The following is a 13,383-nucleotide window of genomic DNA, read 5'->3' as shown; positions in this document are numbered from 1 at the left end:
CGTTCGCGGAGGCCGTCGGGCACTTCCCTCGCCCGTCGCGGCGCTGCGCACGCTCAATGAGGACCCTGCGCGAGACCCCAATGGGCGCATAGTCCCGCCCGCCGGGGAAGCGACCCGTTACATCCGGGCCGGGGCCTGGAGGCCGAGCAGGTCCAGGCCACGGGCCAGCGTGCGCGCGGTCAGACGGCACAGGGCCACCCGGTTCGCCCGCATCGCGGCCGTCTCCGCCTTGAGGACCGGGCAGGCGCCGTAGAAGTCCGTGAGGGCCTTCGCCAGGGAGAACAGGTACCCGCAGAGCCGGTGCGGCTCCAGCTCCCGGGCGACCTCGCGGACGGTGGCGTCGAAGCCGTCCAGCAGGAGGATCAGCGCACGCTCCGCGGGGTGCAGCGGCAGCGTGGTGTCGACCGGCTGCTCCAGGGCCTCCACCGGAGCCTTGCTCAGGATGGTCCGGACCCGGGCGTGGGCGTACTGCAGGTAGACGCCGGTGTCGCCCTGGAGCGCGACCATCTGGGCGATGTCGAAGACGTAGTTCTTCGCCCGGGAGGTCGACAGGTCGGCGTACTTGACCGCGCCGATCCCGGCCGCCCGGATCACGTCCTCCAGCGCGTCGCCGGTCAGGTCGTGCGGCTTCTCGGCGATCGCCTCCCGGGCGCCCTCGACCGCCGCGTCCAGCAGCTCCGAGAGCCGCACCGTGCCGCCGGAACGGGTCTTGAAGGGGGTGCCGCCGGGGCCCATCACCGTCCCGAACGGCACATGGACGGCCTCGACGCCGTCGGGGAGCCAACCGGCCCGGCGGGCGGTGGCGAAGACCATCCGGAAGTGCAGGGACTGCCGGGCGTCGACGACGTACAGGATCCGGTCCGCTTCGAGCTTCCGGATCCGGTGGCGGAGGGTGGCCAGGTCGGTGGCCGCGTAGCCGTAGCCGCCGTCCTTCTTGCGGACGATCAGCGGCACCGGCTCGCCGTCCGGGCCGGTGACGTCGTCGAAGAACACGCACAGCGCGCCGTCGCTGTCGACCGCGATGCCGGCCTCGACCAGTTCCTCGACGACCTCGTCCAGGAACGGGTTGTACGTCGACTCGCCCGCGGAGTCCTGCTCGGTGAGCAGGACTCCGAGCCGGTCGTAGAGCTGCTGGAACGCCCGGGCGGACACCGAGACCAGCTCCCGCCACACGGCCAGCGTGGACTCGTCGCCACTTTGCAGGGCCACCACCCGCCGCCGGGCACGCTCGACGAACTCGGGGTCGGCGTCGAACTCCTGCCGTGCCGCCCGGTACAGACCGTCGAGCACGGAGACCTGCTCGCCGGCGTCGGCGCCCCGGGCACCGCCGCGCCACTGCGCCTCGGGGTGCTCGTCGATGTACTGGATCAGCATGCCGAACTGGGTCCCCCAGTCGCCCAGGTGGTTCTGCCGGACGACGTCGCCGCCGAGGAAGGTCAGCACCCGGACGAGCGAGTCACCGATCACGGTCGTCCGCAGGTGGCCGACGTGCATCTCCTTGGCGATGTTCGGCGCCGAGTAGTCGATGACGGTGCGCGTGCCGGCCAGCGGCAGGCCGACGCCCGACCGGTGGTCCGCGAGCCGGGCCACGACCTGTTCCCAGAGCCGCGAGTCCGCCACCGTCAGGTTGAGGAACCCGGGGCCGGACAGGCTCGACGAGATGGCCCCACCACCGGCCAGTTCGCCCTGGAGCGTCCGCGCCAGGTCCCGCGGCGGGCGCCCGGTCCGCGCGGCCAGCGACAGGGCGACGTTCGACTGGAAGTCGGCGTGCTCGGAGGGTCGGACGAGTGGGTCTCGCTCGGACAGCTCGGGCGGCAGGACGCGGGCCATGGCGGCCGACACGGCGTGCTCGACAAGGCTGATCACTGCGATGACCTCAGGCACTGGGATTCCCTCTCCGGGGCGAGCGGACACGTCGCCGCCAATGCGCTGAATGGTAGGTCTGCCGACTGATGACCGCCGCCCGATTTAAGGGCGCCGGACCGGGGGCCGAGCCCGCCGCCGGGATGCCCTCGCCTTCACGGGCGGCGCTCGACGGGAAGTCGCTGGATCCGCCGCCGCGCCCCGGACTACGCTCGGGCGACCGAATCACCCGGGGCCGGGAGGCGCTGTGACCTCGAACGACCTCTTCTCACGCACCTCCGTGCGGCCCTCCTGGAGCGAACTCCCGGCCGCCGTCCGGGACTCGGTGGAGTCCGTGCTCGGCTCGCCGGTGGTCGCGGCGGCGACGCAGGCGGCCGGGTTCAGCCCGGGGCTCGCGGTGCGGGCCGCGCTCGCGGACGGTCGGGCGGTGTTCCTCAAGGGCGTCGCCACCGACCACCCCGTCCACCCGACGTATGCCGTCGAGGCGACCGTCAACCGCAGCTTCGGCCCGCACGTCCCCGCGCCGCGGATGATCGACTCCTGGGAGGGCGGGGGCTGGCTGCTGATGGCCTTCGAGGACGTGGCCGGCGGCCACCCCGGCCTCGGCCCCGACTCACCCGACCTCCCGGCGGTGCTGGAGCTCCTCGACCTGCTCCCCGCAGCCGTCCGCCCGTCCCCGGTGCCCGACGGGCCGACCGTCGCCGCCGTCCTCGGGGGCCGCTTCCACGGCTGGCGCGCCCTCGCCGAGGAGCGGGCCGTCCTCGACCCGTGGTCGGCCCGCCACATCGAGCGGCTGGCGGCCGTCGAGCGCGACTGGCTCGACCACTCCGGCGGCGACTGCCTGCTCCACGTGGACCTGCGCGCCGACAACCTGCTGATGCGCGACGGGGCGGCCCTCGCCATCGACTGGACCTACCTCCACCAGGGCGCCGCCTGGATCGACCCGGCCTTCCTCTTGCCGCAGCTGATCCGGGCCGGCCACTCCCCCGGCCGGGCGCAGGAGCTGATCGGGCGCGCCGCCTCCTGGCGCGACGCCCCGCCGCGGGCGGTCACCTCGTTCGCGGTCGCCCAGGCCGGATACTGGGAGCGCAACTCCCGCCTCCCGGCCCCGCCCGGCGTGCCGTACCTGCGCGACTACCAGGCCCGCATGGCGGCGGTCGGACGGACCTGGATCGCCCACCGGACCGGGTGGCGCTGACCGACCGACAGAGACGAGCCGTACGTGCCGACCGCGCCCGTGATCCGCAGTGACGCCCCCGGCTCCTTCCCCTGGAGCGTGTTCCACGAGCGCCACCCGGAGCTCGTCCGGCAGGTCCTCGACGCGCTGCCGTACGGGCCCGCCCAGCGGGCGGCGGTGGAGCGGCTGCTGGTGGAGAGCACCACGGGTGTCCTGGAGCCGCCGGGCGAGAGCGTCCACGACCGGGAGCGGTGGCTGGCGTGGGGCGGGGACCTCTGGGGCCGGCCCTGGGGCGAGGCGCCGTTCCTGTGGGCGGAGAACTGGTTCTACCACCGGCTGCTCGACGCCACCGGCTGGTTCCGGCCCGGCGCGTGGCGCGGCATCGACCCCTTCGGCCCGTTCAAGGCGGCCGAGTTGGCAGGCCCGGCGGTGGACGACGAGCTGGCGGCGCTGGAGCCACTGGGCGACCGCCCCCGACGGCAGCGCGAGGAGGCCCTGTTGGCGTCCGCGCTGTGGGGCAACCGCGCGGACCTCAGCTTCAAGATGACGGCGACGGGCGACGACGGAGCCGCCTCCGACCTGGTCGTCGACGACGGCGCGCTGTTCTGGACCGAGCTGGAGCGGGCCCGGGGCGGGCGGGTCTGCGTCGTCGCGGACAACGCCGGCCGGGAGCTGCTGCCCGACCTGGTGCTGATCGACCACCTGCTCACCGAGGGCCTGGCGGCCGAGGTGGTGCTGTACGTGAAGCCCCGGCCGTACTTCGTATCGGACGCGACCACGGCCGACCTGCTCGCCACGGTCGAGCGTTTGCGGGCGGCCCCCTCGCCCCGGGCGGCGGCGGTCGGCCGGCGGTTGTGGCGGGCGCTCGGCACGGGCGGACTCGCCGTCCGCACCCATGCGTTCTTCTGTGCGCCACTGACCTTCCACGAGCTGCCCGCCGAGCTCCGGGCGGAGTTCGCCGGTGCGGCGCTGACGGTGTTCAAGGGGGACCTCAACTACCGGCGCCTGGTGGGCGATCGGCTCTGGCCGCCGACCACCCCGTTCGCGGACGTGGTGGAGCACTTCCCGTCGTCCGTCGCGGTGCTGCGGACGCTCAAGTCGGAGGTGGTCGTGGGCGTCGAACCGGCCGTCCTCGCCCGGCTCGACGGCACGGGGGCCGGGTGGCGCACCGGTGGCCGGTACGCGGTCGTCCAGGTCCACCGGCGGCCGGCCGGGCGGTGAGCCGTCCGACGAGGCCGTCCGACCGGTGAAAAGGGCGAGGAGGGGCCGCCCCGGCTTCGATAGACTGCGCACGCCCACAGTGGAACGTCGCTCTGTGGCAGCCCGGAGTCCGGCCGCCCATGCCGGAACTCCGTTGCGGCCCCCAGACCCTGCGCCTGTCACGGCACTCCGGGCTGGGGTGCGTGCGGGAGAAATCGGAGCATCCGAGGATGGCTCGGCACCTGATCACCAGCGCCCTTCCGTACATCAACGGGATCAAGCACCTGGGCAACATGGTCGGGTCGATGCTCCCGGCGGACGTCTACTCCCGGTACCTGCGCCAGCGCGGCCACGAAGTGCTGTACATCTGTGCCACCGACGAGCACGGGACGCCGGCCGAGCTGGCCGCGCAGGAGGCCGGGCTGCCGGTCGCGGAGTTCTGCGCGCAGGCGCACGACCAGCAGAAGGCCGTCTACGACGGGTTCCGGCTGTCGTTCGACCACTTCGGGCGCAGCTCCTCGCAGCAGAACCGGGAGATCACCCAGGAGATCGCCCGCGAGCTGCACGCCAACGGGTTCATCGAGGAGCGGGCGATCCGCCAGGTGTACTCGGTCACCGACGGGCGGTTCCTGCCGGACCGGTACATCGTCGGCACCTGCCCGCACTGCGGCTACGACAGGGCGCGCGGCGACCAGTGCGAGAACTGCACCCGGGTGCTCGACCCGACGGACCTGCTGGAGCCGCGCTCGGCGATCAGCGGCAGCTCCGACCTGGAGGTGCGGGAGACGAAGCACCTCTTCCTGCTCCAGTCGAAGCTGACCGAGCAGGTCGAGGAGTGGGTCGACGCCCACGGCGACCAGTGGCCCGTCCTCGCCTCCTCGATCGCCCGCAAGTGGCTGACCGAGGGCCTGCAGGACCGCGCCATCACCCGCGACCTGGAGTGGGGCGTCCCGGTGCCGGCCGATGTGTGGCCGGAGCTGGCGGCCGCGGGCAAGGTCTTCTACGTCTGGTTCGACGCCCCGATCGAGTACATCGGCGCCACCAAGGAGTGGGCGGACTCGGCGGCGGACGGCGAGGTCCGGGACTGGAAGTCCTGGTGGTACGAGGCCGACGAGACCGTCCGGTACACGGAGTTCATGGCCAAGGACAACGTCCCGTTCCACACGGTGATGTTCCCGGCCACCCTCCTCGGATCGCGCAAGCCCTGGAAGAAGGTCGACTACGTCAAGGCCTTCAACTGGCTGACGTACTACGGCGGCAAGTTCTCCACCAGCCAGAAGCGGGGCATCTTCACCGACGTCGCGCTGGAGCTGCTGCCGGCCGACTACTGGCGCTACTTCCTGATGGCGCACGCCCCCGAGTCGGACGACTCCAGCTTCTCCTGGGACCTCTTCTCCTCGGTCGTCAACAAGGACCTCGCCGACACCCTCGGCAACTTCGTGAACCGCGTGCTCTCCTTCAGCCGCAAGCGGTTCGGCGACGACGTCCCCGCCGGGCACGCGGCCGGCGAGGCGGAGGAGCGGCTGGGCGCGCAGATCGCCGAGCTGCTGGCCGAGTACGAGGCCCAGTTGGAGGCGCTGAACTTCCGCAAGGCCGCGCAGAGCCTGCGCACGCTGTGGAGCGCCGGAAACGCCTACCTGGACGAGAAGGCGCCCTGGCTCCAGGTGAAGACCGACCCCGAGGCCGCCGCGCTGACCCTGCGGACGGCGATGAACCTGATCCACCTCTACGCGGTGGTCTCCGAGCCGTTCATCCCGGCCGCGGCACAGGCCATGCGCGAGGCGTTCGCGCTCGCCGACGACGCCCCGGCCCGTACCCGGGCCTGGGTGAGCCCCGAGGAGGCGCGCGCGCTGGACTTCGTACCGGCCGGCACCGCGTTCACCGTCCCGCCGGTACTCTTCGCCAAGATCACCGACGAGGACCTCACCGCCTGGACCGCCCGCTTCGGCAGCGGCGAGTAGGCCCGGCGCGGGCCGGCGCGGCCCCCGTTGCCATCGACCGGCAGCGGGGGCCGCGCCGTCCCGGCGTGCGGCGTCGGCGGGCGGGTGGCGTCGGCGGGTCCGGTTGTCAGGTCAGGGTGGCCCGGTCAGGGGGAGCCCGGTGCCGTCCCGATGGTCTCGGCGGCGACCCAGGCCAGGTAGTCGGCGCTCCCGGCGACCACCGGGACGGCGATGATCTCGGGTGTCTCGTAGTCGTGGTGCTCGGCGAGGTGGGCGCCGAGGCGGGTGACGAGGTCGGCGCGGGTCTTGAGGTCGACGCGCCACTCGGGGCTCTCCCGCACCTCGCCGTCCCACCGGTAGACCGACCGGACGGGGTGGATCTGCGCGCACGCGGCCAGGCGTTCGCGCACGGCGGCGGCGGCCAGGGCGCGCGCCTTGTCCTCGGTGTCGTGGGTCGTGGTCACCACGACGACGTCAGGGGTGGAAGCTGCCATGGCGCGACCGTACCGCCGACGCGCCGGTGCGCGGAGCGGGACGTCGGACCGGCCGACTTCCCGTGCACGGGCTGATGGCGGGCCGAGCCGCGACCGTGGGCGCGGCCGCGGCGCTCAGGCGAGGGCCCCACGGGCCGCGGTGAGGACGGCGGCGATGTCAGCGGTGTCGGCGGCGGCCTCGTCGAGGCTCGCGGTGAGCGTCTCCCGGTAGGTGGTCCGGGCCTCCTCGTGGCGGGCGCGGCCGGTGGCGGTGATGACGGTGTAGACGCCGCGCTTGTCGTCCGGGCAGGAGTCCCGGTAGGTGAAGTCGGCGGCGTGCAGGCGGGCGACCAGGCGGGTGACGGAGCTCTGGTTGAGGCCGAGCCCGGCGGCGAGGTCCTGCATCCGCAGCTCCCCCTTGGGCGCTTCGGCGAGGAGGCCGAGGGCCCGGTACTCGGAGAGCCCGAGGCCGTGCCGGCGCTGGAGGGCGGTGGCCAGGCGGCTCTCGACGTGCGCGTGCAGAGCGGTCAGCCGGCTCCACATCCGGGCGTCCGCATCGCCGCCGGTGGGGCTGGGTTGAGAGGTCATGGGCTGCTCCCTGGCCGAGCGGGGTGGGTTGACACAGATTACTTGTACATGCATGCTCTTGCCCAGTCGACATCAATTTGCACATACATGCAACCACAATGAACCCGGGGGTTCCCATGGCCTGGATCTACCTGCTCGTCGCCTCGGTCTTCGAGGTCGTCTTCGCCCTCGCCACCAACGCGACCCACGGCTTCACCGTGCTGGGGCCGTCGCTGCTCAGCGCCGCGGCCGCCGCCGGCGGGATCTTCTTCCTCAGCCTGGCCCTGAAGACCCTCGACGTCGGCGTCGGCTACACCGTGTGGACCGGGATCGGCTCGGTCGGCACCGTCCTCCTCGGGTCGGTGATCTTCCACGAGTCGATGAACGCCGGCAAGGCGGTCGCCTTCGTGCTGATCATCGGCGGGGTGCTCGGCCTCAAGCTCGCCGACCGGCTCGGCGCCCAGCCGCCCGCCTCGGCCTGAGCCGGCCCCGCTCCCGGCACCGCCCCGCTCCTCACCGCACCGCAGTCCGGCAACCGATCCCTCTCACCCACAGGAGCAGTCCGTCATGGCCTGGGTCTACCTCGCGATCGCCGTCGTCTTCGAAATCGCCTTCGCCCTCGGCACCAACGCCACCCGGGGCTTCACCAAGCTCTGGCCGTCCGTCTTCACCCTGGTCGCCGCCGCGGCCGGCGTCTTCACCCTGAGCCAGGCGCTCAAGACCCTCGACGTCAGCGTCGGGTACACGATCTGGACCGGGCTCGGCTCGATCGGCACCGTGGTCTTCGGCGCCCTGATCTACAAGGAGCGGATCACCCTCCCCAAGCTGCTCTCCTTCGCCTCGATCATCGCCGGGGCGATCACCCTGAAGCTCGCCGCCGGGATCTGAACCGGCGCCGCCCCCACCGGGTTTCACCCGTTCGTGGCATCGCCCCGCCCTCGCGCCATCGGCAAGACTGTCGCTTCCCCACCGACCCGAGGGAGGCGGCGATGGACGCCGAGGACGAGCCGCTGGAGGCGTGGTACGCCAGGCGGGAAGGGCGCCGACGGGCACCCGGGACGCGTGACGCGATCACCCTGGCGCCCGGACCGCGCCGCGGGGCGCACGTCCTCCGGGACGCTCCGCGCCTGGTCGTCGAGTGGGACGGCTTCGACTGGCAGCCGGTCGCCGTGACGGAGAGCTACGCGGAGGCGTACCCGCTGATCGTCCGCTCCGGCGCGCGCGACGGGGCGCCCGCGCCGGCGGAAGGCGACGCGGTGGCGACAGCCGAGTCCGTCGAGCCGGCCGGGCCCCCGGGGGCGACGTTCCCGCAGGCGGACACCCCGGTGGCGCTGCTCCGGAAGGGCACCGGGCGGCACCGCAAGCCGGACCGGTGAGCGCCGGCCGCTCACGACCGGCCCGGCCCGCCGACGCACGGGGCGCCGGCGACCGGCCGGGAACCGACCAACCTCACTCCGTACCCGCCGCCCGGGCCGTGTGGACGGTCGTGGCGGTGAGGTAGAAGGCGTCCGGCCGGGCGAGGATGCCGGTGGGAGCACCGGGGTCGAGCAGTGCGTCCAGGGTCGCGCGGTCGGTGGCGTCGAGGCCCTCGCCGAGCCGCCCGCGCTGGCGGGCCAGGTGCGTGTGCAGGTACTCGCGGGCCGTGCGGTCGAGCGGCGCCGGCAGGTCGGTGAGGAAGGTCCGCGTGCCGCTGGGGGCGAGACCGGCCGCGGCCAGCAGCGCGGGCCAGTCCTCCACCGTGTCGACGGCGTCCGGGACTTCGGCGCGCATCTCGGCGAAAGTGTCCTCCAGGGCGGCGTCCAGACGGGCCTGCAGGCCGGGGCGGCCGAGGCCGATGTCCCGGGGGAGGAAGCGCAGCGGCAGTCCGCGCTCGGCGACGGCCAGCAGACCGCCCGGGCGCAGCGAGCCGGCCAGCGCGGTGAGCGCCGCCTGCTGGTCGCCGAGGTGGTGGATCGCGTTGGCGGACCAGATCAGGTCGGCGGCGCCGAGCGCGGCGAAGTCGCCCGGCAGGTCGGCCTGCTGAGTGGTGAGGCGGCCGGCCGAGCGGACCCGGGCCCGCTCCAGCAGGGCCGGGGACTGGTCCACGGCGACCACCTCGGCGTCCGGGAAGACCTCGGCCAGCAGCCCCGCGATCACGCCCGGCCCGCTGCCGACGTCCAGGACGCGCCGAACGCCGCCGCTCGGGCGGCCGCCCCCGCTCGTGCCACTGCCGTTGCCCGCTGCCCTGCCGTTGCCCGCTGCCCTGCCCTTGCTCGCGGCACTGCCGCTCAGCAACTCCCGCAGCCAGTGGGCCGCCTCGGTGATGGCGGGGGCGCGCAGTTCGGCCTCGCGCTCCAGGAGGGTGGCGAGCGCGTCCCAGTCGACGTCGCCGGGGGCCTCGTGGTCGTGCCCGTGGTGGTGCGCGTGCCCACGGTCCTGACCGTGGGCGTGGACGTGACCGGGGCCGGGTGCGACGCCGGGTGCGGGGCGGTGCGAGCGGTTCATGACGTTCTCCGTTCCAGTGGACGGGGGTTCACAGCGGTTCGGTCTCCGGACCTTCGCGGCCGTGCGGGCCTGTTCGGTCTCCTCACCCACCAGGCCGTGCGCGATCGACGGCGAACGCCGCCGACGTGCCGTCCCCGTTGCCGTGCTGCCCGTCGACCATGGCGATCACCTCCGCCGCCAGGCTGCGACAGGGCCCGCCCCACCGGCAAGCCGTGTTGCCGGTTCCGCAAAAGGACGGGGTGCGTCACCGTGTGCGGTGCCAGTACGAGCGGGCGGCGGCGGCCAGGGCGACGCCGTAGACGGCGAAGGCCCCGAGGCCGATCCAGCCGACCAGGAGCACGTCCGCCTCGGTGGGGAAGTCCCCGCGCGACACGGTCACCGCGCCCGTGCCGGCGAGGGCCAGGTAGCCGATGCCGAAGACGCCGTACGGCGCGAGCGTCGCCGCGCCGAGCAGCGCGGGGGTGAGCGGCAGCCAGCGGGGGACGCGACGACCGCGCAGCAGCCAGGTCCACCGGGGGAACACCTGGCCCCACGGGCGGACCAGACCCCAGAGCAGGAACACCCCGAGCGCCGCCAGCAGCGCCGTCGCGTCCACGCCCCAGGACTCCAGGGTGAGCCAGAGCCCGGACGCGCCGTTGCGCACGGCGACGGCCCGCATCTGCGCCCCGCTCAGGCCGGCGAACGTACCGCCGAGGGCCCAGGTCAGCTTCATCGCGACGTACGGCGCGAACGCCAGCGTCCCCGCGAGAGCGGCCAGTCGGACCGCACCCGAGGCCGCCGACGGGGCCGGGGGCGCACCCGTGCCGGCCTCCCGGACGGTCGGACCGCCGGTGCGGGCGCAGGCCGCCAGCAGGACGGCGCCGAGCGCGGCGAGCGCGTGCTGGACCGCGGCCGGCCAACTGTCCACGTCCTGGTTGAAGACCAGCGTGATGACGTCCATGAGCAGGCCGAACGCCGCCGCTCCGGTCAGGGCGCAGAGCGTCCACAGCACCGGCCGCAGCACCCGCGGCCGTGCGCCGCGGCGCCGTCCTCCCCGCGCCGCGGCCGCCCCGGCCACCGCCGCGACGGCGCCCACCGCGGCGACCGCCCAACCCGGCCGGACCGCGCCGAACAGCGCCGCCCCCGTCACCGCGCAGCCGAGCCCGAAGCCCGCGTACGCGACGCCCCAGACGGCCACCCCCCGACCGTCCGCCCCCCACCCCACCGGGCCGCGCTCCACCGCGCCCTGCCCCGCCCGGCCCCCGTCGTCCGCCGCCCGCACCGCCGCCCCGCCCGCCGCTGTCGTCATGGCCCCACGGTCACACCGGCCGCCCGGGCCGGGCCTCCCCCTCGCGGGGGAACCCGCTCCCCCGCGAGGGTGGGCCCGTCGGCCCCGGCCACCCCTTGCCCTGGAGTGCACTCCAACCCTTACTGTCTGACGCCTCGGCACGGATCCTGAGCAGGGAGACTGAACCATGCGCTACCGCGTCCTCGGCGGCACCGGCATCGAGGTGAGCGCCTACTGCCTCGGCACCATGATGTTCGGCGCGGTCGGCAACCCCGACCACGACGACTGTGCCCGCATCATCCACACCGCCCTCGACCAGGGCATCAACTTCGTCGACACCGCGGACATGTACTCGGCGGGCGAGTCCGAGGAGATCGTCGGCAAAGCACTGGAGAGCCGCGGCAGCCGCGACGACGTCGTCCTCGCGACCAAGGTGCACTTCCCGATGGGTGAGGGCCGCAACCGGCGCGGCAACTCGCGGCGCTGGATCGTCCGCGAGGTGGAGGAGAGCCTGCGCCGGCTGCGCACCGACTGGATCGACCTCTACCAGGTCCACCGGCCCGACCACACCACCGACATCGAGGAGACCCTCTCCGCGCTCGGTGACCTCGTCACGGCCGGCAAGATCCGCGCCTTCGGCTGCTCGACCTTCCCCGCCGAGGAGATCGTCGAGGCGTACCACGTCGCCGAGCGCCGCGGCCTGCCCCGCTTCCGGACCGAGCAGCCGCCGTACTCGCTGCTCGCCCGGGGCATCGAGCGGGAGGTGCTGCCGACCGTCCGGCGGCTCGGCATGGGCGCACTGACCTGGAGCCCGCTCGCCTCCGGCTTCCTCACCGGCCGCTACCGCAAGGGCCGCCCGATCGACCTCGGCACCGGCCGGGCCGCCCTCACCCCGGCCCGCTTCGACCCGGCGCTGCCGGTCAACGCGGCCAAGCTGGACGCCGTCGAGGAGCTGACCGCGCTCGCCGACGACCTCGGCCGCACCCTGCCCGAACTGGCCCTCGCCTTCCCCCTGGCGCACCCGGCCGTCACCTCGGTGATCATCGGCCCGCGCACCGGGGAGCAGCTGGCGGCGGCCCTCAAGGGCGCCGACCTCACCCTGGACGACGCCGCCCTCGACCGGATCGACGCCATCGTCCCGCCCGGTACGAACGTCTACCACCCGGACGGCGTCTGGCAGCCGCCCGCCCTCACCGACCCGGCGCTGCGCCGCCGCCCCGCCACCGACCGGGCGGCGCGGGAGCTGCTACCCCGGCAGTGACCGGGGACCAGGCGGAGCACGTGGCTGCCGGCGATCAGGTGGTCGAACCCGAGCCGCTCCGCCTCCCGCGCGGTGCCCAGCACGGCGTCGAGGTCCCCGACGTCCCTCGGCCAGAGGCGGTGCGGCACGACTCCGAGCTCCATGCCGTCCCACTTCCCCGCGTCGGCAGTGTCGTCCGGTCAACCTCCCTGCCGGACACGGGGTTCCCACTGCGGCCTAGCGTCGCAGCAGGTCGACCACTCCGGTCAGGTCCTCCGTTCCGGACCCCTCCGCGAGCCGACGTGCCATCAGCGCGAAGTACGGAGCGAGCAGCTCGGGGCTGACGCCCTGCTCCTCGGCGGTGCGCAGGAAGGTGGGGGTGCCGGCGACCTGCATGGCGAGGTTGGAGACCACCCCCAGGGTGTAGTCGCCGGCCTCCAGCTGCGCGGCGGTCTGCGCCACCGAGCCGGCCATCGCCCGGAGCCAGGAGGTCAGCAGCGGGGCGAGGTCGCTCGGGGCCACGGACTCCTCGCCGATCAGCGCGAAGGCGTGCGCCACCCCGGCGAACATGCCGTACATGGCGCTCAGCAGCGCCACGTCGTACAGGGCGGCGAAGCCGGCGTCCTCGCCGACGAACCGGGTGCCGGCCGGGACGGCCAGGGTGTCGCGGTGCTCCTCGAACAGCTCCTGCGAGCCGCTGTAGAAGACGTACGGACCGGCCGCCGAGACGCCGATCATCGGCGGGACGGCCATGATCCCGCCGTCCAGGTAGCGGGCACCGCGCCCGCGGACCCAGGCGGCGCGGGTACGGGCCAGGCCGGGGGTGCTGGTGACGAGGTTGACGACGTCCCGGCCGGCCAGGTCGACACCGTCCAGCGCCTCCTCGACCGAGGCGTCGTCGAGCAGGCAGACGACCACCAGCCGGTTGGCCGCGACCGCCTCGGCGGCGGTGGCGGCGACGGTGGCGCCCCGGGCGGCGAGCGGTTCGGCCCGGGCGGCGGTGCGGTTCCAGACGGTCAGCGGATGCCCGGCGGCGAGCCAGGTCCGCGCCAGCGCGGTGCCCATCGCGCCGAGTCCGAGCAGGGTGAGGGAGGTCTTCGACAGGGGGTCAACGTTGTTCTGTGCCATGCCGATCAGGCTCGTCGCCGGGGCGGCCGGCGGACAAGTACGCA

Annotated in this window: 13 protein-coding genes; 7 read left to right on the top strand and 6 right to left on the bottom strand. The window is 74.1% G+C overall.

Annotated features, from left to right (window positions below):
- Positions 1–117 precede the first annotated feature (117 nt).
- Positions 118–1,884, bottom strand: coding sequence for an arginine--tRNA ligase (argS, locus tag ACFVYI_RS12405; RefSeq protein WP_387884015.1), 1,767 nt, complete (start codon positions 1,882–1,884; stop codon positions 118–120).
- A 226-nt stretch (positions 1,885–2,110) separates the two neighbouring features.
- Between argS and ACFVYI_RS12400 the strand changes: the two genes are divergently transcribed.
- The 3 genes from ACFVYI_RS12400 (at position 2,111) to metG (ending at position 6,201) form a co-directional block, all read left to right on the top strand.
- Positions 2,111–3,061, top strand: coding sequence for a hypothetical protein (locus tag ACFVYI_RS12400; protein ID WP_387884013.1), 951 nt, complete (start codon positions 2,111–2,113; stop codon positions 3,059–3,061).
- A 24-nt stretch (positions 3,062–3,085) separates the two neighbouring features.
- Complete coding sequence (locus ACFVYI_RS12395; RefSeq protein ID WP_387884010.1) at positions 3,086–4,261, top strand: damage-control phosphatase ARMT1 family protein; 1,176 nt, start codon at positions 3,086–3,088, stop codon at positions 4,259–4,261.
- Between the two features lie 209 nt (positions 4,262–4,470).
- Positions 4,471–6,201: a methionine--tRNA ligase gene (metG, locus tag ACFVYI_RS12390; protein WP_387884007.1), complete on the top strand. Its 1,731-nt coding sequence runs from the start codon at positions 4,471–4,473 to the stop codon at positions 6,199–6,201.
- Between the two features lie 125 nt (positions 6,202–6,326).
- On the opposite strand, the gene cutA is transcribed toward metG, so the two are convergent.
- Positions 6,327–6,674, bottom strand: coding sequence for a divalent-cation tolerance protein CutA (cutA, locus tag ACFVYI_RS12385; protein ID WP_387884004.1), 348 nt, complete (start codon positions 6,672–6,674; stop codon positions 6,327–6,329).
- A gap of 114 nt (positions 6,675–6,788) precedes the next feature.
- Positions 6,789–7,241, bottom strand: a complete 453-nt coding sequence (locus ACFVYI_RS12380; protein WP_387884001.1) for a MarR family winged helix-turn-helix transcriptional regulator — start codon at positions 7,239–7,241, stop codon at positions 6,789–6,791.
- A gap of 116 nt (positions 7,242–7,357) precedes the next feature.
- Between ACFVYI_RS12380 and ACFVYI_RS12375 the strand changes: the two genes are divergently transcribed.
- The 3 genes from ACFVYI_RS12375 (at position 7,358) to ACFVYI_RS12365 (ending at position 8,596) form a co-directional block, all read left to right on the top strand.
- Entirely contained in the window at positions 7,358–7,702 is a 345-nt protein-coding gene (locus ACFVYI_RS12375) for a multidrug efflux SMR transporter (protein ID WP_360633589.1), read from the top strand.
- Between the two features lie 85 nt (positions 7,703–7,787).
- Positions 7,788–8,108, top strand: coding sequence for a DMT family transporter (locus ACFVYI_RS12370; RefSeq protein ID WP_387884000.1), 321 nt, complete (start codon positions 7,788–7,790; stop codon positions 8,106–8,108).
- 101 nt (positions 8,109–8,209) lie between these two features.
- Positions 8,210–8,596 carry a DUF6087 family protein gene (locus tag ACFVYI_RS12365; RefSeq protein ID WP_387883997.1) on the top strand — a complete coding sequence of 129 codons (387 nt, stop codon included), beginning with the start codon at positions 8,210–8,212 and terminating at the stop codon, positions 8,594–8,596.
- A gap of 73 nt (positions 8,597–8,669) precedes the next feature.
- Here the strand turns inward: ACFVYI_RS12365 and ACFVYI_RS12360 are convergent, their stop codons facing one another.
- Together ACFVYI_RS12360 and ACFVYI_RS12355 are read right to left on the bottom strand one after the other, a co-directional pair.
- Complete coding sequence (locus tag ACFVYI_RS12360) at positions 8,670–9,704, bottom strand: class I SAM-dependent methyltransferase (protein WP_387883995.1); 1,035 nt, start codon at positions 9,702–9,704, stop codon at positions 8,670–8,672.
- Positions 9,705–9,948: 244 nt separating this feature from the next.
- A complete protein-coding gene (locus ACFVYI_RS12355; protein WP_387883993.1) occupies positions 9,949–10,992 on the bottom strand; it encodes a hypothetical protein in 1,044 nt (347 codons plus the stop codon).
- A gap of 166 nt (positions 10,993–11,158) precedes the next feature.
- Here ACFVYI_RS12355 and ACFVYI_RS12350 point away from each other — a divergent pair, with 166 nt between their 5' ends.
- On the top strand, positions 11,159–12,232 hold the full coding sequence (locus ACFVYI_RS12350; protein ID WP_387883992.1) for an aldo/keto reductase: 1,074 nt from the start codon (positions 11,159–11,161) through the stop codon (positions 12,230–12,232).
- Between the two features lie 216 nt (positions 12,233–12,448).
- On the opposite strand, the gene ACFVYI_RS12345 is transcribed toward ACFVYI_RS12350, so the two are convergent.
- On the bottom strand, positions 12,449–13,339 hold the full coding sequence (locus ACFVYI_RS12345) for an NAD(P)-dependent oxidoreductase (RefSeq protein WP_387883989.1): 891 nt from the start codon (positions 13,337–13,339) through the stop codon (positions 12,449–12,451).
- Between the last annotated feature and the right edge of the window lie 44 nt (positions 13,340–13,383).

This window comes from Kitasatospora sp. NPDC058218 (genome assembly GCF_042882445.1).
In the GTDB taxonomy this organism is placed as follows: domain Bacteria; phylum Actinomycetota; class Actinomycetes; order Streptomycetales; family Streptomycetaceae; genus Kitasatospora.
Note: the sequence above shows the minus strand (reverse complement) of the source record. Positions and strands in the feature narration are given on the sequence as shown.

Coding starts and splice junctions, on each gene's coding strand:
- metG (WP_387884007.1), top strand. CDS start 4,471: ATGGCTCGGCACCTGATCACCAGCGCCCTTCCGTACATCAACGGGATC.
- cutA (WP_387884004.1), bottom strand. CDS start 6,674: ATGGCAGCTTCCACCCCTGACGTCGTCGTGGTGACCACGACCCACGAC.
- ACFVYI_RS12380 (WP_387884001.1), bottom strand. CDS start 7,241: ATGACCTCTCAACCCAGCCCCACCGGCGGCGATGCGGACGCCCGGATG.
- ACFVYI_RS12375 (WP_360633589.1), top strand. CDS start 7,358: ATGGCCTGGATCTACCTGCTCGTCGCCTCGGTCTTCGAGGTCGTCTTC.
- ACFVYI_RS12370 (WP_387884000.1), top strand. CDS start 7,788: ATGGCCTGGGTCTACCTCGCGATCGCCGTCGTCTTCGAAATCGCCTTC.
- ACFVYI_RS12365 (WP_387883997.1), top strand. CDS start 8,210: ATGGACGCCGAGGACGAGCCGCTGGAGGCGTGGTACGCCAGGCGGGAA.
- ACFVYI_RS12360 (WP_387883995.1), bottom strand. CDS start 9,704: ATGAACCGCTCGCACCGCCCCGCACCCGGCGTCGCACCCGGCCCCGGT.
- ACFVYI_RS12355 (WP_387883993.1), bottom strand. CDS start 10,992: ATGACGACAGCGGCGGGCGGGGCGGCGGTGCGGGCGGCGGACGACGGG.
- ACFVYI_RS12350 (WP_387883992.1), top strand. CDS start 11,159: ATGCGCTACCGCGTCCTCGGCGGCACCGGCATCGAGGTGAGCGCCTAC.
- ACFVYI_RS12345 (WP_387883989.1), bottom strand. CDS start 13,339: ATGGCACAGAACAACGTTGACCCCCTGTCGAAGACCTCCCTCACCCTG.